This window comes from Georgenia satyanarayanai, from assembly GCF_023715365.1.
Taxonomy (GTDB): Bacteria; Actinomycetota; Actinomycetes; order Actinomycetales; family Actinomycetaceae; genus Oceanitalea; species Oceanitalea satyanarayanai_B.
The window spans coordinates 267,867-292,039 of sequence record NZ_JAMBNZ010000002.1 but is presented as its reverse complement, the minus strand read 5'-3'; the positions used below and the strand labels follow the sequence as shown (position 1 = coordinate 292,039).

22 protein-coding genes are annotated in these 24,173 nt (G+C 73.9%); 19 read left to right on the top strand and 3 right to left on the bottom strand.

From position 1 onward, the window contains the following. Window positions 1-21 precede the first annotated feature (21 nt). Together M3148_RS03585 and M3148_RS03580 are read right to left on the bottom strand one after the other, a co-directional pair. Window positions 22-1,794, bottom strand: coding sequence for a DEAD/DEAH box helicase (locus M3148_RS03585; RefSeq protein WP_440136894.1), 1,773 nt, complete (start codon window positions 1,792-1,794; stop codon window positions 22-24). A 221-nt stretch (window positions 1,795-2,015) separates the two neighbouring features. After that, the gene (locus M3148_RS03580; RefSeq protein ID WP_251303263.1) at window positions 2,016-3,374 is read right to left on the bottom strand and encodes an MFS transporter; all 1,359 of its coding nucleotides are present in this window, start codon (window positions 3,372-3,374) and stop codon (window positions 2,016-2,018) included. Window positions 3,375-3,488: 114 nt separating this feature from the next. Here M3148_RS03580 and aspS point away from each other — a divergent pair, with 114 nt between their 5' ends. Both aspS and M3148_RS18265 read left to right on the top strand, forming a co-directional pair. After that, entirely contained in the window at window positions 3,489-5,276 is a 1,788-nt protein-coding gene (gene aspS, locus M3148_RS03575) for an aspartate--tRNA ligase (RefSeq protein ID WP_251303262.1), read from the top strand. Between the two features lies 1 nt (window position 5,277). Then, window positions 5,278-5,997, top strand: coding sequence for a GNAT family N-acetyltransferase (locus M3148_RS18265; RefSeq protein ID WP_251303261.1), 720 nt, complete (start codon window positions 5,278-5,280; stop codon window positions 5,995-5,997). 151 nt (window positions 5,998-6,148) lie between these two features. Here M3148_RS18265 and M3148_RS03565 read toward each other — a convergent pair whose 3' ends face one another. Next, on the bottom strand, window positions 6,149-8,410 hold the full coding sequence (locus M3148_RS03565) for an MMPL family transporter (RefSeq protein WP_251303260.1): 2,262 nt from the start codon (window positions 8,408-8,410) through the stop codon (window positions 6,149-6,151). Window positions 8,411-8,493: 83 nt separating this feature from the next. On the opposite strand from M3148_RS03565, the gene M3148_RS03560 reads away from it, so the two are divergent. The 17 genes from M3148_RS03560 to nusB all read left to right on the top strand — a co-directional run bounded on the left by M3148_RS03560 (window position 8,494) and on the right by nusB (window position 23,942). Next, window positions 8,494-9,954, top strand: a complete 1,461-nt coding sequence (locus tag M3148_RS03560) for a threonine/serine ThrE exporter family protein (RefSeq protein ID WP_251303259.1) — start codon at window positions 8,494-8,496, stop codon at window positions 9,952-9,954. Between the two features lie 180 nt (window positions 9,955-10,134). Continuing rightward, window positions 10,135-11,472, top strand: a complete 1,338-nt coding sequence (locus M3148_RS03555; RefSeq protein WP_251303258.1) for a replication-associated recombination protein A — start codon at window positions 10,135-10,137, stop codon at window positions 11,470-11,472. A gap of 299 nt (window positions 11,473-11,771) precedes the next feature. Then, the gene (gene rpsD, locus M3148_RS03550) at window positions 11,772-12,404 is read left to right on the top strand and encodes a 30S ribosomal protein S4 (protein WP_110851040.1); all 633 of its coding nucleotides are present in this window, start codon (window positions 11,772-11,774) and stop codon (window positions 12,402-12,404) included. A gap of 108 nt (window positions 12,405-12,512) precedes the next feature. After that, window positions 12,513-12,860: a DUF948 domain-containing protein gene (locus tag M3148_RS03545; protein WP_251303257.1), complete on the top strand. Its 348-nt coding sequence runs from the start codon at window positions 12,513-12,515 to the stop codon at window positions 12,858-12,860. Then, window positions 12,860-13,093, top strand: a complete 234-nt coding sequence (locus M3148_RS03540) for a hypothetical protein (protein ID WP_251303256.1) — start codon at window positions 12,860-12,862, stop codon at window positions 13,091-13,093. The genes M3148_RS03545 and M3148_RS03540 overlap by 1 nt, the downstream gene beginning before the upstream one ends. Before the next feature lie 38 nt (window positions 13,094-13,131). After that, window positions 13,132-15,828, top strand: a complete 2,697-nt coding sequence (gene alaS / locus M3148_RS03535) for an alanine--tRNA ligase (RefSeq protein WP_251303255.1) — start codon at window positions 13,132-13,134, stop codon at window positions 15,826-15,828. Beyond that, window positions 15,825-16,319: a Holliday junction resolvase RuvX gene (ruvX, locus tag M3148_RS03530; RefSeq protein WP_251303254.1), complete on the top strand. Its 495-nt coding sequence runs from the start codon at window positions 15,825-15,827 to the stop codon at window positions 16,317-16,319. The genes alaS and ruvX overlap by 4 nt, the downstream gene beginning before the upstream one ends. Next, entirely contained in the window at window positions 16,316-17,485 is a 1,170-nt protein-coding gene (gene mltG / locus M3148_RS03525) for an endolytic transglycosylase MltG (RefSeq protein ID WP_251303253.1), read from the top strand. The genes ruvX and mltG overlap by 4 nt, the downstream gene beginning before the upstream one ends. 2 nt (window positions 17,486-17,487) lie before the next feature. After that, window positions 17,488-18,423: a shikimate dehydrogenase gene (locus tag M3148_RS03520; RefSeq protein ID WP_308203205.1), complete on the top strand. Its 936-nt coding sequence runs from the start codon at window positions 17,488-17,490 to the stop codon at window positions 18,421-18,423. Then, window positions 18,413-19,000 (top strand): prepilin peptidase, encoded by a 588-nt coding sequence (locus tag M3148_RS03515; protein ID WP_251303252.1) that lies wholly within the window; start codon window positions 18,413-18,415, stop codon window positions 18,998-19,000. Before M3148_RS03520 ends, M3148_RS03515 begins: the two co-directional genes overlap by 11 nt. Window positions 19,001-19,058: 58 nt before the next feature. Further along, entirely contained in the window at window positions 19,059-20,270 is a 1,212-nt protein-coding gene (aroC, locus tag M3148_RS03510; protein WP_251303251.1) for a chorismate synthase, read from the top strand. After that, window positions 20,267-20,812, top strand: a complete 546-nt coding sequence (locus M3148_RS03505; RefSeq protein ID WP_251303250.1) for a shikimate kinase — start codon at window positions 20,267-20,269, stop codon at window positions 20,810-20,812. Before aroC ends, M3148_RS03505 begins: the two co-directional genes overlap by 4 nt. Then, complete coding sequence (gene aroB / locus M3148_RS03500) at window positions 20,809-21,888, top strand: 3-dehydroquinate synthase (RefSeq protein WP_251303249.1); 1,080 nt, start codon at window positions 20,809-20,811, stop codon at window positions 21,886-21,888. Before M3148_RS03505 ends, aroB begins: the two co-directional genes overlap by 4 nt. Before the next feature lie 46 nt (window positions 21,889-21,934). Continuing rightward, entirely contained in the window at window positions 21,935-22,552 is a 618-nt protein-coding gene (locus M3148_RS03495) for a hypothetical protein (protein WP_251303248.1), read from the top strand. Further along, entirely contained in the window at window positions 22,549-22,920 is a 372-nt protein-coding gene (locus tag M3148_RS03490) for a hypothetical protein (RefSeq protein WP_251303247.1), read from the top strand. The genes M3148_RS03495 and M3148_RS03490 overlap by 4 nt, the downstream gene beginning before the upstream one ends. Before the next feature lie 28 nt (window positions 22,921-22,948). After that, a complete protein-coding gene (gene efp / locus M3148_RS03485) occupies window positions 22,949-23,512 on the top strand; it encodes an elongation factor P (protein ID WP_251303246.1) in 564 nt (187 codons plus the stop codon). A 1-nt stretch (window position 23,513) separates the two neighbouring features. Further along, entirely contained in the window at window positions 23,514-23,942 is a 429-nt protein-coding gene (gene nusB / locus M3148_RS03480) for a transcription antitermination factor NusB (RefSeq protein WP_251303245.1), read from the top strand. Window positions 23,943-24,173 lie beyond the last annotated feature (231 nt).

Below are 24,173 nucleotides of genomic sequence, written 5' to 3'. Positions count from 1 at the left end.
GCTCTCAGAGACGCTGACGTGTCAGCGGCGGGGCTTGCGCGGGCCCGGGCCCGTGTCGGGACGGATCTTCAGCGGGCGGCCGGCGACGCGCGCGGCGGCGATGCGCCGGCTCGTCTCCGGGCTCAGCTCCTGGCTGATCTCCACGAGCGAGAAGCTCGGGAAGATGTCGATCTTGCCGAGGTCCTGGCCGCGCAGGCCACCCTCGCCGGTGATCGCGCCGACGATGGCGCCCGCCTGGACGCCGTCGCGGTGGCCGACCTCGACGCGGTAACGGGCGCCGTTGCCGTCGCGGTGACGCGGGCGGGTGCCGGCGCGGCCGGTGCGCGGGCCGGCGTGCCGGTGGGCGTTGTCGCGCCCCTCCTCGAAGGTGGCGCCGACGAACTCGCCGGAGGAGTCGTAGCGCTCCTCGCGACGCTGGCGGGGACCGGAGTCCTCGAAGCTGCGCTCCTCGCGGGGTGCGGGTCCGTCGTCGCCGACGGCGATCGCGAGCAGGGCGGCCGCCATCTCGCGCAGGTCGTGCTCGGAGCCGTCGAGGATCTCGCGGTAGAGGTCCAGACGGCCGGCGGTGAGCCGGTCCCCGACCTTGGCGAGCATGGAGCTGGCCCGGTGGGCGGAGACGTCCGCCGGGGTGGGGATGTCGGCCTCCTTGAGGCGGCTGCCCGTGGCGCGCTCGATTTGGCTCAGCTGGCCCCGCTCGCGGGGGGTGAGGAAGGTGAGGGCCCGACCGCTGCGGCCGGCGCGGCCGGTACGGCCGATGCGGTGGACGTAGGTCTCGGTCTCACGCGGCACGTCGAAGTTGACGACGAGGCCGATGCGCTCGACGTCGAGGCCGCGGGCGGCGACGTCAGTCGCGACGAGGACGTCGAGCGTGCCTGAGCGGAGCCGGTCGATGAGCTTCTCGCGGTCCTTCTGCGCGACGTCCCCGGAGATCGCGGCGGCCTGGATGCCGCGGCCCGCGAGCTCGATCGCGACCTCGTCGGCGGCGGACTTGGTCCGGACGAAGACGATGGCGGCGTCGACGTCGCTCACCGCGAGGACGCGGGCCAGGGCACCGGTCTTGTGGCGGAAGGGCACGACGGCGTAGGTCTGCTCGATGTTGTTCACCGTCGAGGACGCCGGGGTGACGCTGACGCGGACCGGGTCGGTGAGGTGGGTGGCGGCCACGCGCTTGATCGCGGCCGGCATGGTCGCGGAGAAGAGGGCGGTGCGGCGGCCGGCGGGGACGCGGGCGGCGATCTGCTCGACGTCCTCGGCGAAGCCCATGCGGAGCATCTCGTCGGCCTCGTCGAGGACGAGGAAGCGCACCTGGGAGAGGTCGAGGCTGCCCTTCTCCATGAGGTCCATGACACGGCCGGGCGTGCCGACGACCACCTGGGCGCCGTCACGCAGCCCACGCAGCTGCGGGGTGAAGCTCGAGCCGCCGTAGATCGGCAGCACGGTGAGCCCGCGCTGGTGCGAGGCGAAGGTCGCGATGGCGTCGCTGACCTGGAGCGCGAGCTCGCGGGTGGGGGCCAGGACGAGGGCCTGGACGGCGCGCAGCTGCGGGTCGATGGCGGCGAGGAGCGGCAGGCCGAAGGCGGCCGTCTTGCCGGTGCCGGTCTGGGCGACGCCGACGACGTCGCGGCCGGCGAGCAGCAGCGGGATCGCCTCGGTCTGGATGCCGGTGGGGGTGGTGAAGCCGAGGTCGACGACCGCCGAGAGCAGGTCGTCGGGGAGCCCGAGGTCGGCGAAACCGGTCTCCGGGCGTGCGGGGGCAAGGTCAGTGAGGACAGCAGTCAAGAAAAGACAACCCATCAGATAGCGGAGTGGGGCTCTCGCGTTCGCCAGGCAGGCGGCGCACCCTCCGCGATGGGCCCCGACCAGCGACACTTCCGCACGGGACCTGAGGCGGCACATACACACTCCAGGAGCCATCAGACTACCGGCTGCACGACGTCCGGCGCGGGACAGGGCGCGGTGACGCTCCGCACACGCCGCCCTCCTGCCCGCCGGGAGCCGGGATCCCGCCCCGCGCTTCAGGTGCCGCGCGTCCGCGCGCCGGCAACCGTGGCGAGGAGTGCGACGGCGGCCGCGAGGAGCAGACCGGCGAGGTAGGCGACGGTACCGCCGGAGTTGATCAGCGCGAGGACGAGCGCACCGGAGACCGCCAGGCCGGTGGCCGCACCGAGCGAGTCGGCGACCTGCAGGGAGGCGCTGACGGCCCCGTGCTGGACAGGCGGCGTCAGCCGCAGGGCGAGCACCGTGAGCGCCGGGTAGACCATCCCGATCCCCAGACCCGCCACCGCCGCGCCCGGCACCGCGACCCACGGGCTGACACCGGGCAGCGCGGCTCCCGCCGTCACCAGCGTGCCGGCCGCCAGGACCAGCGGCCCCGCCCAGGCGAGGCGGCCCCGGCCGGCAGCCGTGCTCACGCGCCCCTGGACGAAGGCGCCGACCGCCCAGGTGAGGGAGGCGACCGCGACGACGAATCCGGCCGCCGTCACCGTCCACCCGTACTCGCGTACGAGGAGGAGCGGCAGGAAGGTCTGGCTCGTCATGAACGTCGCGTTGAGCAGCGCCCGGCAGGCGACGGCGGCGGGCACACCGCTGCGCAGCCGCACCGTCCCGGGCGGTAGCAGCCGCGGCAGCGACACCCCGAGGACGACGACGGCGGCCCCCACCGCGGGCAGCGACCACGCCCCCTGCGCGCTCCCGGCCACCTGGAGGACGGCGACGGCGGCACCCGCGGCGGTCGCCGCGAGGACGAGCCCACGGGCGGCGGGCTGCTCCGCCCGCTGCGCGTCGCGGCCGGGCATGTGACGCAGGAGCGGCGCAAAGGCGAGCGTCACCACGGCCATGAGCGCCGCCGCCCCGAGGAAGACCCAGCGCCAGGAGGCGTGGTCCACGACGAGCCCGGTAAGCGCCGGACCGCCCAGGGCGGGTACCACCCAGGCGGCGGAGAACCACGCGAAGAAGCCGGGCTGCCGGGCGGCGGGGACGATCGCCCCGACCAGCACGTAGAGCGGCACGATGAGCAGCCCGCCGCCCAGGCCCTGGACAGCGCGTCCCACGGCGAGCACCGCCATCGACGGCGCCGTCCCCGCGAGCACGAGGCCGAGCGGGAAGAGGACGAGCCCGAGCAGGAGCACGGGACGCGGGCCCCGCACGTCGGCCCAGCGCCCCGCCACGGCCGTCGCGACGAGCTGGGCGGCGAGCGGCGCGCCGGCAGCGACCGGGTAGAGCCGCAGGCCGTCGAGCTCCGCGCTCACGGCGGGCAGCGCGGCGCTGGCGGCGAGGTTCTCGAAGGCGACGATCGTGATGAGCGCGACGGACGCGACGAGCAGGAGCCGCACGAGGTCAGGCGGGGCCGTCACCGGGGCAGGCGGACGGGTCATCCCCGGATCATCGCGCCTCTGGGACCCGGGGTGGTAGCCGGGTCCGGCGGGCGAACTAGGATTGCCCGAGCGCCCGCCCGTCTAGCGGTGCGCCCGACCAAGGGAAGGATCCTCGTGCTCCGCACTCGCGACGCAGGTTCGCTGCGCTCCGCCGACATCGCCACCACCGTCACCCTCGCCGGGTGGGTGGACCGCCGCCGTGACCACGGTGGCGTCGCCTTCATCGACCTGCGGGACGCCTCGGGCATCGCCCAGGTCGTCATCAGGGACGAGGACGTCGCCCACGAGCTGCGGTCGGAGTTCGTCATCCAGGTCACCGGTGAGGTGTCCCAGCGCCCGGAGGGCAACGCCAACCCCAACCTCGCGACCGGTGACATCGAGGTGATCGCGAGCGACGTCGTCGTCCTCAACGCGGCCGCCCCGCTGCCCTTCCAGGTCTCCGAGCACGCCGAGGACGCCGGCCAGGTCGGTGAGGAGGCGCGCCTGAAGTACCGCTACCTCGACCTGCGCCGCAAGGAGCCGGCGCACGCCCTGCGGTTGCGCGCCAAGGTCAACCAGGCCGCCCGCCGGGTGCTGGACGACCAGGGCTTCGTCGAGATCGAGACCCCCACGCTCACCCGCTCCACCCCCGAGGGTGCCCGCGACTTCCTCGTGCCCGCGCGCCTGTCGCCCGGTGCCTGGTACGCCCTGCCGCAGTCGCCGCAGCTGTTCAAGCAGCTGCTCATGGTGGCCGGCATGGAGCGCTACTACCAGATCGCCCGCTGCTACCGCGACGAGGACTTCCGCGCGGACCGCCAGCCGGAGTTCACCCAGCTCGACGTCGAGATGAGCTTCGTCGACCAGGAGGACGTCATCGGCGTCGCCGAGCAGGTGCTGCGCGAGCTGTGGGCGCTCATCGGCCACGAGATCGACGCCCCCATCCAGCGGATGACATTCGCCGACGCGATGGCCCGCTACGGCACCGACAAGCCCGACCTGCGCTTCGGCCTGGAGCTCACCGAGCTCACCGAGTACTTCGCCGGCACGCCCTTCCGGGTATTCCAGGCGCCCTACGTCGGCGCCGTCGCCATGCCCGGCGGCGCGAGCCAGCCCCGCCGGCAGTTCGACGCCTGGCAGGAGTGGGCCAAGCAGCGCGGCGCCAAGGGCCTGGCCTACGTCACGGTGGCGGAGGACGGGACCCTCGGCGGGCCGGTCGCCAAGAACATCACCGACGAGGAGCGCGCCGGCCTGGCCGCCGCCACGGGCGCGCAGCCGGGTGACGCGATCTTCTTCGCCGCCGGCAAGCAGAGCGAAGCCCGCGCCCTCCTCGGCGCCGCGCGCCTGGAGATCGGCCGCCGCACCGGGCTCATCGACGAGGACGCCTGGTCCTTCGTCTGGGTCGTCGACGCGCCGCTGTTCAAGCCCACGGGCGAGGACGACGACGTCGCGGTCGGCTCCGGCTCCTGGACCGCCGTCCACCACGCCTTCACCTCCCCGACCCCGGAGTGGGTCGACCGCTTCGAGGAGGATCCGGGCAACGCGCTGGCCTACGCCTACGACATCGTGTGCAACGGCAACGAGATCGGCGGTGGGTCCATCCGTATCCACCGCCGCGACGTGCAGGAGCGCGTCTTCGCGATGATGGGGATCGGGGAGGAGGAGGCGCGGGAGAAGTTCGGCTTCCTCCTCGACGCCTTCGCCTACGGCGCCCCGCCGCACGGCGGCATCGCCTTCGGCTGGGACCGGATCGTCGCCCTGCTCACTCGCTCGGAGTCGATCCGCGAGGTCATCGCCTTCCCGAAGTCCGGTGGCGGCTACGACCCGCTCACCCAGGCGCCGGCGCCGATCACCCCCGAGCAGCGCCGCGAGGCCGGGGTGGACGCCAAGCCGAAGAAGGCCGAGCCGGCCGCTCCCTCCGCCTGAGGTGAGGCGTCACCTTTTCCTCCGCGCCAACGCCAGCCGCTGGCAGGAGGAGCAGGCCTGGGACGCCGACGGCGCGACCCTCCTGCTCGTGCGGGTGCGCCGCGCCGCCGGTGAGCGGCAGCAGCTCGTGGGCGCGGGCGAGCCGGACGCACTCGCGTCCGCGCTCTCCCGCGCCGCCGCCGACGGCGTCCCTCCCGTGCCCTTCGGCCTGCTCACCCGTGGCGCGTGGGACCTTGTCCCGGCGGACGCACGCGAGCGGCTCGGCCTGCAGGCCGGGCCGGTGTGGGACTGGATGTGGTCCGCCGCCGTGCCGCCGCGCCAGCCGGGGGAGGAGCGGGTCGGCCCGGTGACGGGTCCCGCCGCGGCCGAGGAGGTGCGCGCCTGCCTGTCCCGCGCCAACCCGGACACGAGCGCCGACCCCGCCGACCCCGACCTGCGGTGGTGGGGCTACCGCGACGACGACGGCGTGCTGCGCGGCGTCGTCGCCGTCAACGCGCCCGAGGGTGGTCCCGTCCACCTCTCCGGGCTCGGCACGGACACGAGCTGGCGCCGCCGCGGCGTCGGCAGCGCGATGATGGCCGCCGTCACCCGGTGGGCGCTGGAGGACCACCCACTCGTCCACTACGGCATCTGGACCGACAACGACGCCGCCCGCCGCATCTACACGCGCCTGGGCTACGCCGTCGGCCAGGAGGTGGAGAACATCGTGGGCAAGGCCTGAGCCTAGATCCGGCCGGATCAAGCCTGGGTTCATCACGAGCGTTCGGATCCCGCCACAACCGTGGCTCGCAGGGGCGGCGGTGCGGCGTGTCGCCCGGTGTGTCGCGCTCCCGTGAGTGTCGTTGTGGCGGGATCTCGTCGCCCCCGGCCGGTCAGTGGGTGATGCCGATCCTGTCGTGGAGGCGACGCAGCGGCGCCGGGGCCCACCAGTTCCACGTCCCGAGGACCGTCATCGTCGCGGGGACGAGCAGCATCCGCACGAGCGTCGCGTCGACGAGCACGGTGACCGCCAGCGCGAAGCCCACCTGCTTGATGACCATGAGCTCCCCGGCGACGAAGCCGAGGAAGACGAGCGTGATGATGAGCGCGGCGGAGGTGATGATCCGTCCAGAGCGCTGCAGGCCGTGCTCGACGGCGGTGTCGTTGTCGTGGCCGGCGTCCCAGTACTCCTTGATGCGCGCGAGAAGGAACACCTCGTAGTCCATCGCCAGCCCGAAGCCGAAGGCGACGACGACCACGACGACGTAGGTCTCCAGCCCGCCGATCGGCGTGAAGCCGAGCAGGCCCGACAGGTGGCCCTCCTGGAAGACCCACGTCGTCACGCCCAGCGCCGCGGCCAGGCCGAGCGCGTTGACGAGGACGGCCTTGACCGGGATGAGGACCGAGCCGGTCATGAGGAAGAGAAGGACGACGACGGCGAGCAGGACGAGCCCGCCGGCGAGTGGCAGGCCGTCGGCGACCGCTGCCATGAAGTCGACCTGGTTGGCGGCCTGGCCCACGACCCACGTGGGGAAACCGGGGTCGAGGTCGCGGATCGCGTGGACGACGTCGGTCGCCACCTCCCCGCCCGCGTCACCGGACGCGATGTCGACGCCGAGGACGACGTGCTCACCGGACTCCGTGGGAGTCGCCTCGCCCACGCCGGTGACGTCGGGGAGTGCCGCGACCTCCTGGGCCCAGGTCTGCGCGGTCGCGGCGTCGGTGTCGGCGACGACGAGGACGGGCGGGGTGGTCGCGGCCGGGTAGTCCTCGCCGAGCACGGTGATGAACTTCCGCTGGTCCGAGCTCGCCGGGATGAGGTCGGTCGTCGAGTTGCGCAGCTGCAGCCCGAGCACCGGGGAGGCCAGCAGCCCGAGCACGGCGACGACGCCGGCGATGACGAGCCACGGGCGCCGGTGGACGCCGCGCGCGAGCCGTGAGAACACCCCGTCCTCCGGGGCGACGTCACCGAGGCGCTCGAGCACCCGGTAAACCGCCGGCACGCGGGAGAGCACGGAGGGACGCTGGAGCCGTCCGCCGAGCAGGACGAGCAGGGCGGGCACGAGCGTGAGCGCCGTGGCGAGGGCGATGACGACGACGGACACCCCGGCCGCGCCGAGCGAGCGCAGGATGTCGGGGGACAGAAGCATGAGGGCGCTGATCGCGACCGCGATCGTCACCGCCGAGAAGGTCACGGTGCGCCCGGCGGTCCGCACGGTCCGGCGCACGGCCTCCTCGACGGCGGCCCGACCGTGGGCGCGGCGCCGGCGGCGGCGCAGCGGCAGGCCGGTGCTCGCGGTCGATGCGACGACGTCGGCGATCTCCTCCCGGTAGCGGGAGACGATGAGCAGCCCGTAGTCGATCGACAGTCCCAGCCCGAGCACCGTGACGACGTTGACGACGACGGCGTCGAGCTCGATGACCTGGGCGAAGCCGAGGAGCGCGCCGAGCCCCCCGGCGATGGAGGCGAGCGCGCCGACGAGCGGCATGCTCGCGGCCAGGAAGCCGCCGAAGACGAGGACCATGACGAGGAGGGACAGCGGCAGCGCGATGGCCTCGCCGCGGGCGAGGTCGGCCTCCACCCGGTCGGTGACGGCCGAGACGACACGCTCGGTGCTCGAGACGATCCCGCTGGCGTCCGGCGCGGCGGCGGAGAGCTCGGCGGGCACCTCCTCGAGGCGATCCTCCACTGCCCTGCGGGCGTCGCCGCCGTCGTCGAGCCCAGGGTCGAGCTCGGCGATGAGGAGGAACCCGTCGCCCGACGTGGAGACGAGGGAGGCGACGAGCGGGTCCTGCGGCCCCTCGGGCGCGAGGAAGGGGTCGATGACCCCGGTGACGCCGTCGAGCGCCTCGACCTCCTGACGGACCGCGATGAGCGCGGCGGCGAGGTCGGCGGCGACGTCCGGGTCCTCGAGGTCGGTGCCCTGGACGAGCAGGGACACCTCCTCCCCGCCCTCGGACGAGGACGCGAGGATGTCGCGGCCCTCCTGGCTCTCGGCCCCGGGTACGCGGGGCTCCCCGGAGTGGAGGCTCGGGAAGAGGCCGTCGCCGACCGCCCCGAGGGCGAGGGCGAGGCAGGACACGACGAGGAACCCCCACACGGCGAGCGTCGTCCGGGGGCGACGGATGACGCCGCGGGCAAGTGCATCGAACACGGCGGTCAGTCTCTCACCGTGGACGCCGTCACAGCGGCCGGGGCGCTCGTCCCGTGACGGTCCGGTGCCGTAGCGTCGGAGTCGTGGCGACGACTCCCGAACCCGACACCGCTTCCCACGGCCCGCCGCGCGCGGCGGGCCACGTCCGTCGCGAGTCGATCCTGCGTGAACGGGCGCGCCGGGTGGTGGCCGGCAGCGGCCCGCCCACGCTCGCCCTGTCCACGCGCCGCCGGCAGTCCGACCTCGCCGCGGAGACCGAGCGCTCGGTCCTCGACCTCGTCCTGCGGGTGGGGGAGGCGATGATCGCGACGGGCGCGCCCGTCGCCGACGTCACCGCGGCGCTGCTGCGGCTCGCGGCCGCCTACGGAGTCACGAACTGCCACGTCGACATCACCTTCATCTCGATCTCGGCGTCCATCGACCGCGACGACGACCCCATCACCAAGATGCGGGTCATCAACGTCCGCACCTCTGACTACAGCCGCCTCGCCGACCTCTTCGCCATGGTCGAGGGCGCGGCCGCCGGCCGGCTGCCGCTCGAGCGCGCCCACGCGCGCCTGGAGGAGGTCCTCGACTCCCCGCACCCCTACCGCCGCTGGGTCGTCACCCTCGCGCTGGGTGTCATGGCGGCGGGAGTCGCCGGGCTGCTCGGTGGCGGGTGGCAGGTGGCCATCGTCGCGGCTTGCACCACGGCCCTCATCGACCGCGTGCTGCGCGCCCTGCGCCGCTGGGGCTTGCCCTACCTCTTCCAGCAGGCCATGGGCGCCGGGATCGCGACGCTCGTGGCGATCGCGCTGCTCTGGGGGCAGGACACCTTCGGCTGGGACCGGGCGGTGCTGCCGCCGTCGCTCGTCGTCGCCTCGGGGATGGTCGTCCTCCTCGCCGGGATGCAGCTCGTCGGCGCCGCCGAGGACGCGATCTCCGGGTACCCGCTGACCGCGGCCGCGAAGTCCTTCGAGGTGGCGCTCTACACGGTGGGGCTCGTCGTCGGGATCGGCTTCGTCCTCGACCTCGGACGGCGGCTGGGGGTGCCGCTGTACATCGGTGACGTCTTCGGCAACGCGCCGCCGGGCCTGGTCCAGATCCTCTGCGGCGGCGTCATCGCGGGGTCCTGGGCGGTCGCGTCGTACACGCGCGCCTCGAACATCTGGCTCATCTCGCTCGTCGGCGCCGTCGCGGCGGGGGTCTACTACGCCGTCGACGCCCTGTGGCTCGGGCCGGCCGGAGCTGCCTTCTTCGCGGCCCTGCTCGTCGGCCTGCTCGCCGGGGTCATCGGGGACCGCGGGCGACTGCCCAGCCTCGTCGTCTCCGTGTGCGGGGTGACGCCGATGTTGCCGGGCCTGGCGATCTACGCCGCGATGTTCGACTTCATCGAGGGCGGCGACGTCATCGGTGGCGGGCAGCTGGCGATCCGGGCGCTGTCGGTCGGCCTTGCGCTGGCTGCCGGCGTCACGCTGGGGGAGTTCCTCGCCTCCCCGCTGCGTTCGGAGATGGACCGGTGGGAGCGCCGCGTCCGAAGCCGCGCCCGCGGCGCCCGCATCTGACCCGAGACCTCCCTCCCTCGCCGACAGCCGGTTCCCGGCCGCTCGGCCTGACCTCCGCCGTCCCTCGCTCGCCGGCAGCCGGATCCCGCCCGGGCCGCCTTCCGTCCGCCGTCCTTTTCTCACCGACAGCCGGATCCCGCGCCGACGCTCGCACCCGACGACGCGACGTAGGCTCCGGTCGTGGACCTCTTCGACTCCGTGGGCGCCGACGACGCCGGCACCCCCGCCGCCCGTCCGGACGCGCCGCTCGCCGTGCGGATGCGTCCCGCGTCCCTCTCCGAGGTCGTCGGGCAGGAGCACCTCCTCAGGCCGGGCGCGCCGCTGCGGCGGCTCGTCGAGCCGGGCGGCAGCTCGCGCGCGTCCTCGGTCATCCTCTGGGGGCCGCCGGGCACCGGGAAGACGACGCTCGCCTACCTCGTCGCCCACGCGTCCGGCCGCCGCTTCGTCGAGCTGTCCGCCGTGACGGCCGGCGTCAAGGACGTCCGACAGGTCGTCGAGGACGCCCGACGGCGCCTCGTGAGCACCGGCGGCGAGACCGTCCTGTTCATCGACGAGGTGCACCGCTTCTCCAAGACCCAGCAGGACGCCCTCCTCCCGTCGGTCGAGAACGGCTGGGTCACCCTCGTCGCGGCGACGACGGAGAACCCGAGCTTCTCCGTCATCTCCCCGCTGCTGTCCCGGTCCCTGCTCCTCACCCTCCAGCCGCTGGAGGAGCAGGACATCCGCGCACTCGTCGCGCGGGCGCTGGCGGACGAGCGCGGCCTGGCCGGCCGCTACGAGCTCGCCGGCGACGCCCTCGACCACCTCGTCCGGCTCGCCGGCGCCGACGCCCGCAAGGCGCTGACCATCCTCGAGGCCGCCGCCGGCGCCGCGGACGACGCCGACACGATCGACCTGCCGACCATGGAGCGGGCCATCGACGTCGCGGCCGTACGCTACGACCGCGACGGCGACCAGCACTACGACGTCACCAGCGCCTTCATCAAGTCGATGCGCGGCTCGGACGTCGACGCCGCGCTCCACTACCTCGCCCGGATGATCGTCGCGGGGGAGGACCCCCGCTTCATCGCCCGCCGCATCGTCATCGCGGCCGCCGAGGAGGTCGGCATGGCCGACCCGACGGCGCTCCACACCGCTGTCGCCGCGGCGGAGGCCGTCGCGTTCATCGGGATGCCGGAGGGCGGCCTCGTCCTGGCCCAGGCCGTCGTCCACGTCGCGACCGCGCCCAAGTCCAACGCTTCCTACCGCGCGATCGGCGAGGCCATCGCCGACGTGCGTGCCGGCAAGGCCGGGCCCGTCCCGCCGCACCTGCGCGACTCGCACTACGCGGGGGCGAAGAAGCTCGGCCACGGCACCGAGTACGTCTATGCCCACGACGTTCCCCACGCCATCGCCCCCCAGCAGTACCTGCCCGACGAGCTCGTCGGGCGCCGCTACTACGAGCCCCGCCCGCGGGGCCTGGAGCGCGACATCACGACCCGCCTCGAGCGCATCCGCGACATCCTCGGCAGCGGCTGACCGACCCCGACGGCGGTGCCTGAGCCACCCGCCCCGTTCCTTCGCGTCGAGAGCTGACGTGTTCCTCCGTAAGAACTCAGCTCTCGACGCGGGGGGTGGGCGGTGAGGGGGCCGGCAGCGGGGGAGCGTCGCTGGGTGCGGCGGAGGTCACAGGGGGGCTCCGCTGGGCGTGGGGCGGCGCTGGTAGTCTTGTCCGGTTGCCTTCGGGCAGCCACCTGGGGTCCCAGCCTTCAATGGTCGGCCCCACGCGAGGGGAGTCCTCCCGCTCGCGTGACGTCACAACGACAGGAAGTACACCCATGAGCAAGAACAACCAGGCACGGTCGCGCCGCCAGGTGCGCCTGTCCCGCGCCCTCGGCATCGCGCTGACCCCCAAGGCGGTCAAGCACTTCGAGAAGCGCCCCTACCCGCCCGGTGAGCACGGCCGCGCCCGTCGTCGGACCGAGTCCGACTACGCCGTCCGTCTCAAGGAGAAGCAGCGTCTGCGCGCGCAGTACGGCCTTCGCGAGGCCCAGATGACGCGCGTCTTCGAGGAGGCCCGCAAGGAGTCCGGCCTGACCGGTGAGTCGCTGGTCGAGCTGCTCGAGATGCGTCTGGACGCCCTCGTGCTCCGCGCCGGCTTCGCCCGCACGATCGCCCAGGCCCGCCAGGCCGTCGTGCACCGCCACATCCTCGTGGACGGCAAGCTCGTCGACCGCCCCTCCTTCCGCGTGAAGCCGGGCCAGGTCGTCCAGGTCAAGCCGAAGAGCCAGACCATGACGCCCTTCCAGATCGCCGCCGCCGGTGCGCACCGCGACGTCCTGCCGGACGTCCCGGGCTACCTCGACGTCGCGCTGGAGAAGCTCCGGGTCCAGCTCGTCCGTCGCCCCAAGCGCGACGAGGTCCCCGTCACCTGCGACGTGCAGCTGGTCGTCGAGTACTACTCGCGCTGACCCTCCCTGCTCGACACTGCGCCCCGGGCGCCGGCCACGCCGGTGCCCGGGGCGCGGACATTTCCGGGTAGCCTTCCCGCAGCACCCGCCAGACCAAGGAGCCTGCAGATGAACATCGGCGACATCGCCGGGATCGTGGCAGCCGTCGCGTTCCTCGCGCTCGTGGCTTTCCTCGCCGTCCCCCTCCTCAAGGTCGGCAAGGTGCTCGACGCCGCGACCGACTCGGTCCGTGAGATCACCGCTCACACCCTGCCCGTCGTCGACGAGGCCGCCGCCACCATCGCGGCGAGCAACGCCCAGCTGGCCAAGGTCGACGCCGTCACGACTGCCGCGACCGAGGTCTCCCAGAACGTCTCGGCCCTCACGACGCTCGTCTCCGCCACCGTCGGGGGCCCGCTCATCAAGGTGGCCGCCTTCTCCTACGCCGTGCGGCGGGTCTTCCGGCGGGGCGCCTGATGCGTCGCACCGCCGTTGTCGGCCTCACGGTCCTCGCCGTCGTCGCGCTCGCCACCCCGGCCGTGCGCCGCGGTGTGGGTGCCCGGCTGGAGTCCGTCGCCGACGGCGTCCGGGCCCGCGTGGCCGGCTTCCGCACCGACTACGCCGACCGTGAGGCCGAGCTGCGCGAGCGCCTGCTGCCCGACGACGCCGTCGTCGAGGCCGCGGCCCGTGCCCGCGACGACCGCCACTGACACACTTCGTCCCTCCCGACCCTTCCCCCGAGGTCCCATTGCGCACCGCCGAGATCCGCTCCCGCTGGCTCGAGTACTTCGCCAAGCACGACCACCACATCGCGCCGAGCGTGCCGCTCGTGTCGCCGGACCCGTCGATCCTCTTCACGATCGCCGGCATGGTGCCCTTCATCCCCTACATCGTCGGGACGCAGGAGGCGCCGTGGCCGCGTGTCGCCTCGGTCCAGAAGTGCCTGCGCACCAACGACATCGAGAACGTCGGACGCACCACGCGCCACGGCACGTTCTTCCAGATGAACGGCAACTTCTCCTTCGGTGACTACTTCAAGGAGGGGGCGATCGGCTTCGCCTGGGACCTGCTCACCACCTCCCAGGCCGACGGCGGGTACGGGCTGGACGGCGACCGCCTGTGGGTGACGACCTGGGACCAGGACACCGAGGCGCACAGTGCGCTCACGAGCATCGGCGTGGACGAGGGGCACATCGTGCGCCTGCCTCGCGAGGAGAACTTCTGGGACACCGGCCAGCCCGGCCCCGCCGGCCCCTGCGCGGAGTTCCACTACGACCGCGGCCCGGAGTTCGGCCCCGAGGCCGAGGGCGGCACGGTCGACCCCGGCGGCGACCGCTACCTCGAGATCTGGAACCTCGTCTTCGACCAGTTCCTCCGCGGCGAGGGCACCGGCAAGAACTACCCGCTGATCCGTGAGCTCGAGCAGAAGAGCATCGACACCGGCGCCGGCCTGGAGCGCATCGCCTACCTGCTCCAGGGCAAGGCGAACATGTACGAGACCGACGAGGTCTACCCGCTCATCGCCACGACCCAGGAGCTCACCGGTCGCCGCTACGGCGCCGACGGCGAGGACGACGTGCGCATGCGCATCGTCGCCGACCACGTCCGCTCGGCCCTCATGCTCATCGGCGACGGCGTGCGCCCGGGCAACGACGGGCGCGGCTACGTGCTGCGCCGGCTCATCCGGCGCGCGGTGCGCTCGGTGCGCCTGCTCGGCGTCGACGAGCCCGTCCTGCCCGAGCTGCTGCCCGTGGTCAAGGACGCGATGTCCCTGTCCTACCCCGAGCTCGAGCGGGACTTCGCCACCATCAGCGACGTCGCCTACGGCGAGGAGGAGGCCTTCCGCCGCACGCTCGTCGCCGGCACGACGATCCTCGACACCGCCGTCGGCCGGGCCAAGTCCGCCGCCGGTGAGGCCGGACGCCCGCAGCTGCCCGGCACCGACGCCTTCGCCCTCCACGACACCTACGGGTTCCCGATCGACCTCACCCTCGAGATGGCCGCCGAGCAGGGCGTGGCCGTGGACGAGCAGGGCTTCCGGGACCTCATGGCCGAGCAGCGCGAGCGGGCCCGCGCCGACGCGCTGGCGAAGAAGTCCGGCCACGTGGACCCGGCCCACTACCGCGAGCTCCAGGACCGCCTGGGCGGCAGCACGCTGTTCCTCGGCTACACCGACACGACGGCGGAGGCCCGGCTGGTCGGCCTCCTCGTCGACGGCCGGCCGGTGCCCGCCGCCACGGCCCCCGCCGACGTCGAGGTCGTCCTCGACCGCACGCCGTTCTACGCCGAGGCCGGCGGCCAGCTCGCCGACCAGGGCACCATCCGGCTCCAGGGCGGCGGGATCGTCACGGTCGACGACGTCCAGGCCCCGGTCAAGGGCCTCGTCGTCCACCGTGGCCGGCTCACCGAGGGCACCGTCACCCTGGACGAGACGGGTGTCGCGAGCATCGACGCCGCGCGCCGCACGGCGATCGCCCGCGCGCACTCGGCCACCCACATGGTCCACAAGGCGCTGCACGAGTCGCTCGGCGAGCAGGCCACCCAGGCCGGCTCGGAGAACGCGCCCTCCCGCCTGCGCCTCGACTTCCGCCACGGCGCCCAGGTGCCCTCCGCCGTCATCGGCGAGATCGAGGAGCGGGTCAACACCCTGCTCGCCGAGGACCTCGACGTCACCGACGCGGTGATGGACATCGAGGACGCCAAGGCGTCCGGCGCCATGGCACTGTTCGGGGAGAAGTACGGCTCACGCGTGCGGGTCGTGTCCATCGGCGGGGACTGGTCGCGCGAGCTGTGCGCCGGCACCCACGTGCCCCGCACCGGCAACATCGGCCGCGTGACGCTGCTCGGGGAGTCCTCCATCGGCTCGGGCGTCCGCCGCGTCGACGCCCTCGTCGGCGCCGGCGCTTACGGCTACCAGGCCCGCGAGCACGCGCTCGTCGGCCAGGTCACCAGCCTGCTCGGCGGCCGCCCCGAGGAGCTGCCCGAGCGCGTGTCCTCCCTCATGAGCCGCCTCAAGGCCGCCGAGAAGGAGCTCGCCGCCGTCCGGCGCCAGCAGCTCCTCGCCGGCGCCGGCACGCTGGCCGACTCCGCCCAGGACGTCGACGGCACTCTCGTCGTCGTCCACGACGCCGGTGAGGTCGCCGGCGGAGACGACCTGCGCACCCTGGTCCTCGACGTCCGGGGACGGCTCGGCGAGGCGCGTCCCGCCGTCGTCGCGGTCGCGGGCACGAGCAACGGCCGCCCGGCGGTCGTCATCGCCACGAACGCCGCGGCACGCGAGGCGGGCCTGCGGGCCGGCCAGCTCGTGCGCGGCGCCGCCGGCCGCCTCGGCGGTGGCGGCGGCGGCAAGGACGACGTCGCGCAGGGCGGTGGCACCGACCCGGCAGCTGTCCCGTCCGCTCTCGACGGCGTGCTGGACGACGTGCGGGGCGTGGTCGCTCGATGACCGACCAGGCCTCGGCCTTTGTCCGCGGCGTCCGCGTGGGCGTGGACGTCGGAGCGGTGCGGGTCGGTCTGGCCCGCAGCGACGCCGACGGGCTGCTCGCCACCCCGGTCGAGACCGTGACCGGTGAGCGCCCTGCCCAGCTGCGGCGTGTCGCCGAGATCGTCCGCGACCTGGAGGCCACGGGCGTCGTCGTCGGTCTGCCCCGGCAGCTGTCCGGCGCCGAAGGGCATGCTGCCGCGCTGGCGCGGGAGTACGCTGAGGAGCTGGCGCGAGCGTGCGACCCCGTGCCCGTCAGGCTCGTCGACGAGCGGCTGACGACCGTCAGCGCCCACCAGGCGCTGCACCGGTCGGGCCGACCGGGGCGACGCCACCGGGCGGTGGTCGACCAGGTTGCCGCCGTCATGATCCTCCAGGCAGCCCTGGACCAGGAGCGCCGGACAGGTCAGCCGGCGGGGGAGCTCGTCGACCACGGAATGGAGGCAGAGGCGTGAGCGACCTCTTCGACCAGGCCCTGCTGGCCGATGAGCCCGAGCCCCGCTCGTCCGTCGAGCGGCGCTCCGCCCGACGTGACCGTGCCGAGCGCAAGCGTCGCCGTCGGCGGCGCACCGCCGTCGCCGTCGTGCTCAGCCTGCTGCTCGTGGGTGCTCTCGGGTTCGGTGCGTTCCTCGCCGTCCGCACGCTCCTCGACCGCCCCGACGACACCGCCGGCGAGGACTACCCCGGCCCCGGCTCGGGCAGCGTGCCCGTCGTCATCGAGGAGGGGGCCACCGGCGCCGCGATGGGCACCACGCTCGTCGAGGCCGGCGTCGTCGCCTCCGAGCGGGCCTTCGTCCAGGCCTTCAGCGCCAACCCGGACGCCGCGCAGATCCAGCCCGGCACCTACGAGCTCATGGAGCAGATGCGGGCCGAGGACGCCGTCAACGCCCTGCTCAACCCCGCGAACAAGTCCGAGCTGCGCATCACCGTGCCCGAGGGCTGGCGCGCCGAGCAGATCTACGAACGCATCGCCGGCGTCGCCCAGATCCCGCTCGAGGAGGTCGAGGCCGCCGCCGCGGACCGCGAGGCGATCGGCCTGCCCGAGCAGGCCGCGGAGAACCCCGAGGGCTGGTTCGCCGCCGCGACCTACACCCTGGAGCCGGACGCCGACGCGACCGCCATCCTCGCCGCGATGGTCGCCCAGACGACGAGCACCTTCGAGACCCTCGACGTGCCCGCCGACGAGCAGCACGACGTCCTCACGCGCGCCTCGATCATCGAGCACGAGGTCAACCGCGACGAGGACCGCGGGAAGGTCGCGCGGGTCCTGGAGAACCGGCTGCAGAACTGCAGCGACGACGGCCTCATCGGCATGGACTCGACGATCAACTACGGCCTGGGACGCTCCGGCGGTGTGCCCGAGCGCTCCGAGCTGGACAACGCGGACAACCCGTACAACACGCGGATCCACCCCGGTCTGCCGCCCACCCCGATCGGTGCCCCCGGCGTCGCCGCCATCGAGGCCGTCCTCGACCCGCCCGAGGGGGACTGGTGCTACTTCGTCACCGTCAACCTCGACACCGGCGAGACGCGCTTCACCGGGGACTACTCCGAGCACCTGCAGAACCAGGAGCTCTTCCGCGAGTGGCTGGCGACCAACCCCACCGACGACGAGGGCTGAGCGTGAGCAGCGGTGAGCCGGGCGGCCCCGTGCTGCCCACCTACGACGTGCACCCGGCCGGCACGCTGCCGCCCGGGGCTCGGCGGGCCGCCGTCCTCGGCACGCCCGTCGGGCACTCGCTGTCACCCGTCCTCCACGGCGCCGCCTACGCGGCCCTGGGGATCGAGTGGGTCTACGGGCTCGCGGAGGTCGACGCCGACGAGCTGCGCGGCGTCGTCGCCTCGCTCGACGGTGAGTGGGCAGGCCTGTCCCTCACCATGCCTCTCAAGCACGTCGCCCTCGAGGTGGCCGACGTCGTCGACCCGCTCGCCGAGGTCGTCGGTGCCGTCAACACCCTCATCGTTCAGCCCGGTCCGGGGCGCGGGCTCGTCGTCGGGGCCAACACCGACGTCCACGGGATCGTCGCCGCCCTGCGCGAGGCCTCCGGCCGGGAGGGCTGGCGCCCGAGCGGCGCCGTCGTGCTCGGGGGAGGGGCCACCGCCGCCTCGACCCTCGCGGCCCTCGCCGAGCTCGGCATCACCGACTCCCTCGTCCTCGTCCGCAACCCGGCCCGGGCCGGTGCGCTCCAGCGCGCGGCCCACCGGATGGGCGTCCACGTCACCCTGCGCCGTTGGTCCACGGCGGAGCAGGCCGCCGACGCCGTGACCTCCGCGGACATCACCGTCTCCACCCTGCCCGCGGGCGCGGGGGACGAGCTGGGCGACCACCTCGGCGTCGCCGGTGGCACGTCCGGACGCGTCCTGCTCGACGTCGCCTACGACCCGTGGCCCAGCCGTCTGGCCGCCGGCTTCACCGCCGGGGGCGGCACCGTCGCGCCCGGCTGGGCGATGCTCCTCCACCAGGCCGCCGAGCAGGTGCGCCTCATGACCGGACGCCCGGCCCCGCTCGAGGCGATGCGGACGGCGCTCACCGACGCACTCGCCCGCCGTGGCGGCTGAGCCGGGCGCCACCGCACGCTGGTGGCAGGCCCCTGGTGTCCTGGCCGGGGCCTGTGCCGTCGCCGTCGCGCTCACCGTGCTCCTCCACGGGTGGCGCGCCGACCTGCCGCCCGCGCTGCTCCTCGCCGTCGCCGGTGTCCTCCTCGCGGCCGAGGACCTCGCCAGCCACCGGCTGCCCAACGCCGTCCTGGCGCCGACCGCCGTCGCGCTCACGCTGCTGCTCCTCGTCGCCGCGCTCGTCACCGGGGCGTGGGACGCGCTGCTGCGTGCCGTCCTCGCGGTCGCGGCCAGCGGCCTGGGGTACCTCGTGCTGGCGCTGCTGCGCCCGGCGGGCCTGGGGATGGGCGACGTCAAGCTCGGGGCGTTGCTCGGGGCCTGGCTCGGGTGGCTGGGCTGGGGCGCCGTCGTGCTCGGGGTGCTGGCCGCCTTCGTCCTCGGCGGCCTGGCGGGGCTCGTCCTCATCGTCGCCGGGCGCGCCACGCGCACGACGGCGATCGCCTTCGGTCCGTGGATGCTCCTGGGCGCCGCCGCGGCCGGTGCCGTCACCGTGCGCCTGGGGCCCGTGCTCGGGCTGTGAGCGCGCCGCCTGACGGACGTCAACCGGGCGTGTCGGCGGGGCGTGGCAGGATGCCAGCATGCGTTGGTTGACAGCAGGGGAGTCCCACGGCGAGGCCCTCGTCGGCGTGGTCGAGGGCGTGCCGGCGGGCGTGGCGATCACCACCGAGGAGCTGCGCGCGGTGCTCGCCCGGCGGCGGCTCGGCTACGGCCGCGGCGCCCGGATGAAGTTCGAGCAGGACGAGGTCCGCCTCCTGGGCGGAGTGCGACACGGCCGCACGATGGGCGGGCCCGTCGCCATCGAGATCGGCAACTCCGAGTGGCCCAAGTGGCAGACGGTGATGTCGGCCGACCCCGTCGACCCCAGCCTGCTCGAGGTTGACGCCGGCACCGGGGACCAGCGTGAGATCGCGCGCAACCGTCCCCTCACCCGGCCGCGGCCCGGCCACGCGGATCTCGTCGGCATGACCAAGTACGCCCTGGACGACGCCCGGCCGGTGCTCGAGCGCGCCAGCGCCCGCGAGACCGCCGCCCGGGTGGCCCTCGGTGCCCTCGCCGCGGCCGTCCTCGAGCAGGTTGCCGGCGTGCGGCTCGTCTCCCACGTCGTCGCCGTCGGCCCCGTCGACGTGCCCGACGACGCCCCCGCGCCCGGTCCCGACGACGTCGCCGCGCTCGACGCGGACCCGATCCGCTGCTTCCACCCCGCCACCTCGGCCGCGATGGTCGAGGAGATCGACGCGTGCCGCAAGGACGGGGACACCCTCGGCGGCGTCGTCGAGGTGCTCGCCTACGGGCTGCCGCCCGGCCTGGGCTCCTTCGTCCACGGGGACCGCAAGCTTGACTCGCGTCTCGCGGGCGCCGTCATGGGCATCCAGGCGATCAAGGGCGTCGAGGTCGGGGACGGCTTCCGCACCGCCCGCCGCCGCGGCTCCGTCGCCCACGACGAGATCGTCCGCGAGGCCGACGGCGTGCACCGCACGACCAACCGCGCCGGCGGCGTCGAGGGCGGCATGAGCAACGGCGAGGTGCTGCGCGTGCGCGCCGCGCTCAAGCCCATCTCCACCGTGCCCCGTGCCCTGCGGACCATCGACGTGTCCACCGGTGAGGCCGCCACGGCCATCCACCAGCGCTCGGACGTCTGCGCGGTGGCCCCGGCCGCCGTCGTCGCCGAGGCGATGGTGGCCCTCGTCCTCGCCGAGGCGCTGCTGGAGAAGACCGGCGGCGACTCCGTCGCCGAGTGTGCCCGCAACCTCACCGCCTACCTCGAGTCGATCCCGGAGGGCATGCGGTGAGCGGGCCCACCTCCCGCGCCCACGTCGTCCTCGTGGGCCCGCCCGGAGCGGGCAAGTCCACGGTCGGCCAGGTCCTCGCGCGGCTGCTCGGCGTCGAGCTCCTCGACACCGACGACGCCGTCGAACGCCGCGAGGGCCGCACCATCAGCGACATCTTCATCGACGACGGCGAGCCGCACTTCCGCGCGCTCGAGCACGCCGAGGTGCTGCGGGCGCTGGCCGAGCACGACGGCGTCGTGGCGCTGGGCGGGGGAGCGGTCGAGCACCCCGACACCCGCGCCGCGCTGCTCTCCGTGCCCGTCGTCTACCTCGAGGTCTCCATGGCCAAGGCGCTGCCGCGCGTCGGCCTGTCCGGTGCGCGCCCGCTCCTCGTCGAGAGCCCCCGCGCCCGGTGGAAGGCCCTTATGGACTCCCGCCGCCCGCTGTACCAGGAGGTCGCCGGCCTCGTCGTCGACACCGACACCGAGCCCGTCGAGCGGCTCGCCACCCTCGTCGCCGAGGCGCTCGAACGCGGCGACCTGCGCCCGCGGAGCGAGGCGTGACCGAGGCGCGCGTGCCGGTCCGGGCCGAGCACGACTACGAGGTCGTCATCGGCCGCGGCCTGGACCGTGAGGTGACCGCGGCCGTGGGCGAGGAGCCGCGGCGCGTGCTCCTCGTCCACCAGGCCCCGCTCGCCGAGCGGGCGGCGCGGCTCGGCGCCGCGCTCGAGGCCGCGGGCCACGAGGTCCACCCCGCCCTCGTGCCGGACGGTGAGCAGGCCAAGACGGCCGCCGTCCTCACCGAGCTGTGGTCGCGCCTGGGCCTCGCTGCCTTCACCCGCCAGGACCTCGTCGTGGGGCTCGGCGGGGGAGCGGCCACGGACCTCGCCGGCTTCGTCGCGGCCTCCTGGCTGCGCGGGGTCGCCGTCATCCACGTGCCCACCACGCTCCTCGGCATGGTCGACGCCGCCGTCGGCGGCAAGGCCGCGATCAACACTCCCGAGGGAAAGAACCTCGTCGGCGCCTTCCACTCCCCGCGCGCCGTCGTCTGCGACCTCGACACCCTCGCCACCCTCCCGCCCGAGGACCACGCCGCCGGACTGGCGGAGGTCGTCAAGGCAGGCTTCATCGCCGACCCCCGCATCCTCGAGCTCGTCGAGGCGGACGCCGGTGCCGCCGCACGTGACGCAAGCTCCGACGTGCTTGCCGAGCTGGTGCGCCGCGCGGTCCAGGTCAAGGCGGAGGTCGTCTCCGAGGACCTCCGCGAGGCCGGGCGCCGGGAGTTCCTCAACTACGGGCACACCCTCGCCCACGCCATCGAGCTGAGCGAGGACTTCCGCTGGCGCCACGGGGACGCGGTGGCCGTCGGCATGGTCTTCGCCGCCGAGCTGGGCCGGGCCGCCGGACGGCTGCCGGGCGCCGACGTCGCCCGGCACCGGGAGGTGCTCGACTCCCTGGGCCTGCCGACGGCCTACCGCCAGGACCGCTGGCCCGATCTCCTCCAGGCCATGGGCCGCGACAAGAAGACCCGCGGTGCCACCCTCCGCTTCGTCGTGCTCGACGGCATCGGCCGCCCCGGCCGCCTCGAGGGACCCGACCCCGCCCTCCTTGAGGGCGCCTACGTCGCGCTGGCGCCGTGAAGGCTGAGCCCTTGATCCGGCCGCATCAAGCATCTAGCCTTGAGTCATGTTCGTCATGACGGCCGACCAGAAGGCCAGCCGCAGCCGGGGTGACGCCGTGCCCGGCCTGCTCGACGCCGTCGCTGAGTGGCGCGGCCGACAGCCGGCCGACCCCTTCGTGCTGCCGGTCGAGCGGACCGTGGGCGACGAGGTGCAGGGGGTACTGGCCGACTCTCACGCCGTCGTCAGTGTCGTCCTGCTGCTCCAGCGGCTGGGCGGGTGGAGCGTGGGGGTCGGGGCCGGTCCGGTCGTCGAGCCGCTCGCCGAGTCCGCGCCCGCCAGCGCGGGAGAGGCCTTCATCCTCGCCCGCTCCGCCGTCGAGCGGGCCCGGGGGCGCTCCGTGAGCGTGCCGCTCGCCGTCGACGGCGTGTCCACCGGCGCCGCGGAGGAGGCCGAGGCGCTGCTCCAGCTGCTCGCCGCCGTCGTGCGCCGCCGCAGCGACGCCGGCTGGGAGGTTGTCGACCTCCTCGCCGAGGGCGGCACCCAGCGTGCGGCTGCCGAGCGGCTCGGGATCACTGCCCAAGCGGTGAGCCAGCGCCTGGACGCCGCCCTGTGGCAGGAGGAGGTGCGGCTGCACCCGCTCGCCGCCCGGCTGCTGACCGCTGCCGAGGGGGTGGCCGCATGAGCTGGGCCGGTGCCGGTATCGTCGTCGCGGCTCTCGTCGTCTCCGTCCTCCTCGGGCGGCTCGTGACGGGCCTGGTCCTGCGCCGCGTGCAGTCAACCCCGCCCGCGAACGGGGTGCTGCGGGGCGGCACCTGGATCGGGATGCTTGAGCGGGCGGCCATCACCGGCGCCGTCATCGCCGGCTTCCCCGAGGGCGTCGCCGTCGTTCTCGCGGTCAAGGGTCTGGGCCGCTACCCCGAGCTGCGCGAGAGCCACCCCGACAAGGTGAGCCCCGCCGCCGAGCGCTTCATCATCGGCACACTCATCTCCTACACCTGGGCCGGGGCGTGCGCCGTGCTGGGTCTGTGGGCGCTCGACGCGCTAGGCTGACTGCCGCTCTCTCGAAAGGAAGACCTCAGTGGCCACCACGAACGACCTCAAGAACGGCATGGTGCTCGTCATCGACGGGAACCTCTGGTCCGTCGTCGAGTTCCAGCACGTCAAGCCCGGCAAGGGCCCCGCCTTCGTGCGCACCAAGATCAAGAACGTGCTCTCCGGCAAGACCCTCGACAAGACCTTCAACGCCGGCGTCAAGGTCGAGACGGCCACCGTGGACCGCCGCGACATGCAGTACCTGTACCAGGACGGCGAGGACTACGTGTTCATGGACACGTCCACCTACGACCAGATCCTCGTCGGCGCCGACATCGTGGGAGACGCCGCGAACTTCCTCCTCGAGGGGCAGATGGCGACCGTCGCCACCCACGAGGGCCGCGTCCTGTACATCGACCTGCCCGCGTCCGTGGTCCTCGAGATCACCTACACCGAGCCGGGCCTCCAGGGGGACCGCTCCTCCGCCGGCACCAAGCCTGCCACCGTCGAGACCGGCTACGAGATCCAGGTGCCGCTGTTCCTCGAGCAGGGGACCAAGGTCAAGGTCGACACGCGCACCGGGGACTACCTCGGCCGCGTGAACGACTGACATGGCGGCACGCACCAAGGCACGCACCCGCGCCGTCGACGTCCTCTACGAGGCCGACCAGCGCGCGCTGGCCGGGTGGGACATCGAGCTGCGCGAGCTGCTCGCCCAGCGCCTGCAGCACACGGCGGCGCAGACCGCGCTGCCGCAGTACTCGGTGGAGATCGTCGAGGGAGTGGCGGACCACGCCACCGAGATCGACGAGCTCATCACCACCTACGCCCAGGAGTGGACGCTCCCGCGGATGCCCGCCGTCGACCGGGCCATCCTGCGCCTGGGCGTGTGGGAGCTGATGTTCAACGACGACGTGCCGGGTGCCGTCGCCGTCGACGAGGCCGTGGCACTGGCCACCAAGCTGTCGACGGACGACTCCCCACGTTTCGTCAACGGCCTCCTCGGCCGCATCCTCCAGCTGGAGGCCGGCGGCCGCTGAGCCGCCCCACCGACGAGCCGGGTCCCATGGGGGACCCGGCTCTCGTCGTCCCCGGATGTCGCACGCCCTCCGGGCCTCGTCGGCCGAGGGGCTTCCGGTCGACGCACGAGGAGTCCGAAATGCAAGACATCGGACGTGTTGGGGCTCAATGCATTCATTCGGAGGTCACTGCGGAGTAAAGTTTTGGCTCGCTGGGTCATCGGCGTCCCACGTCTGATCAAGACAGTCGCG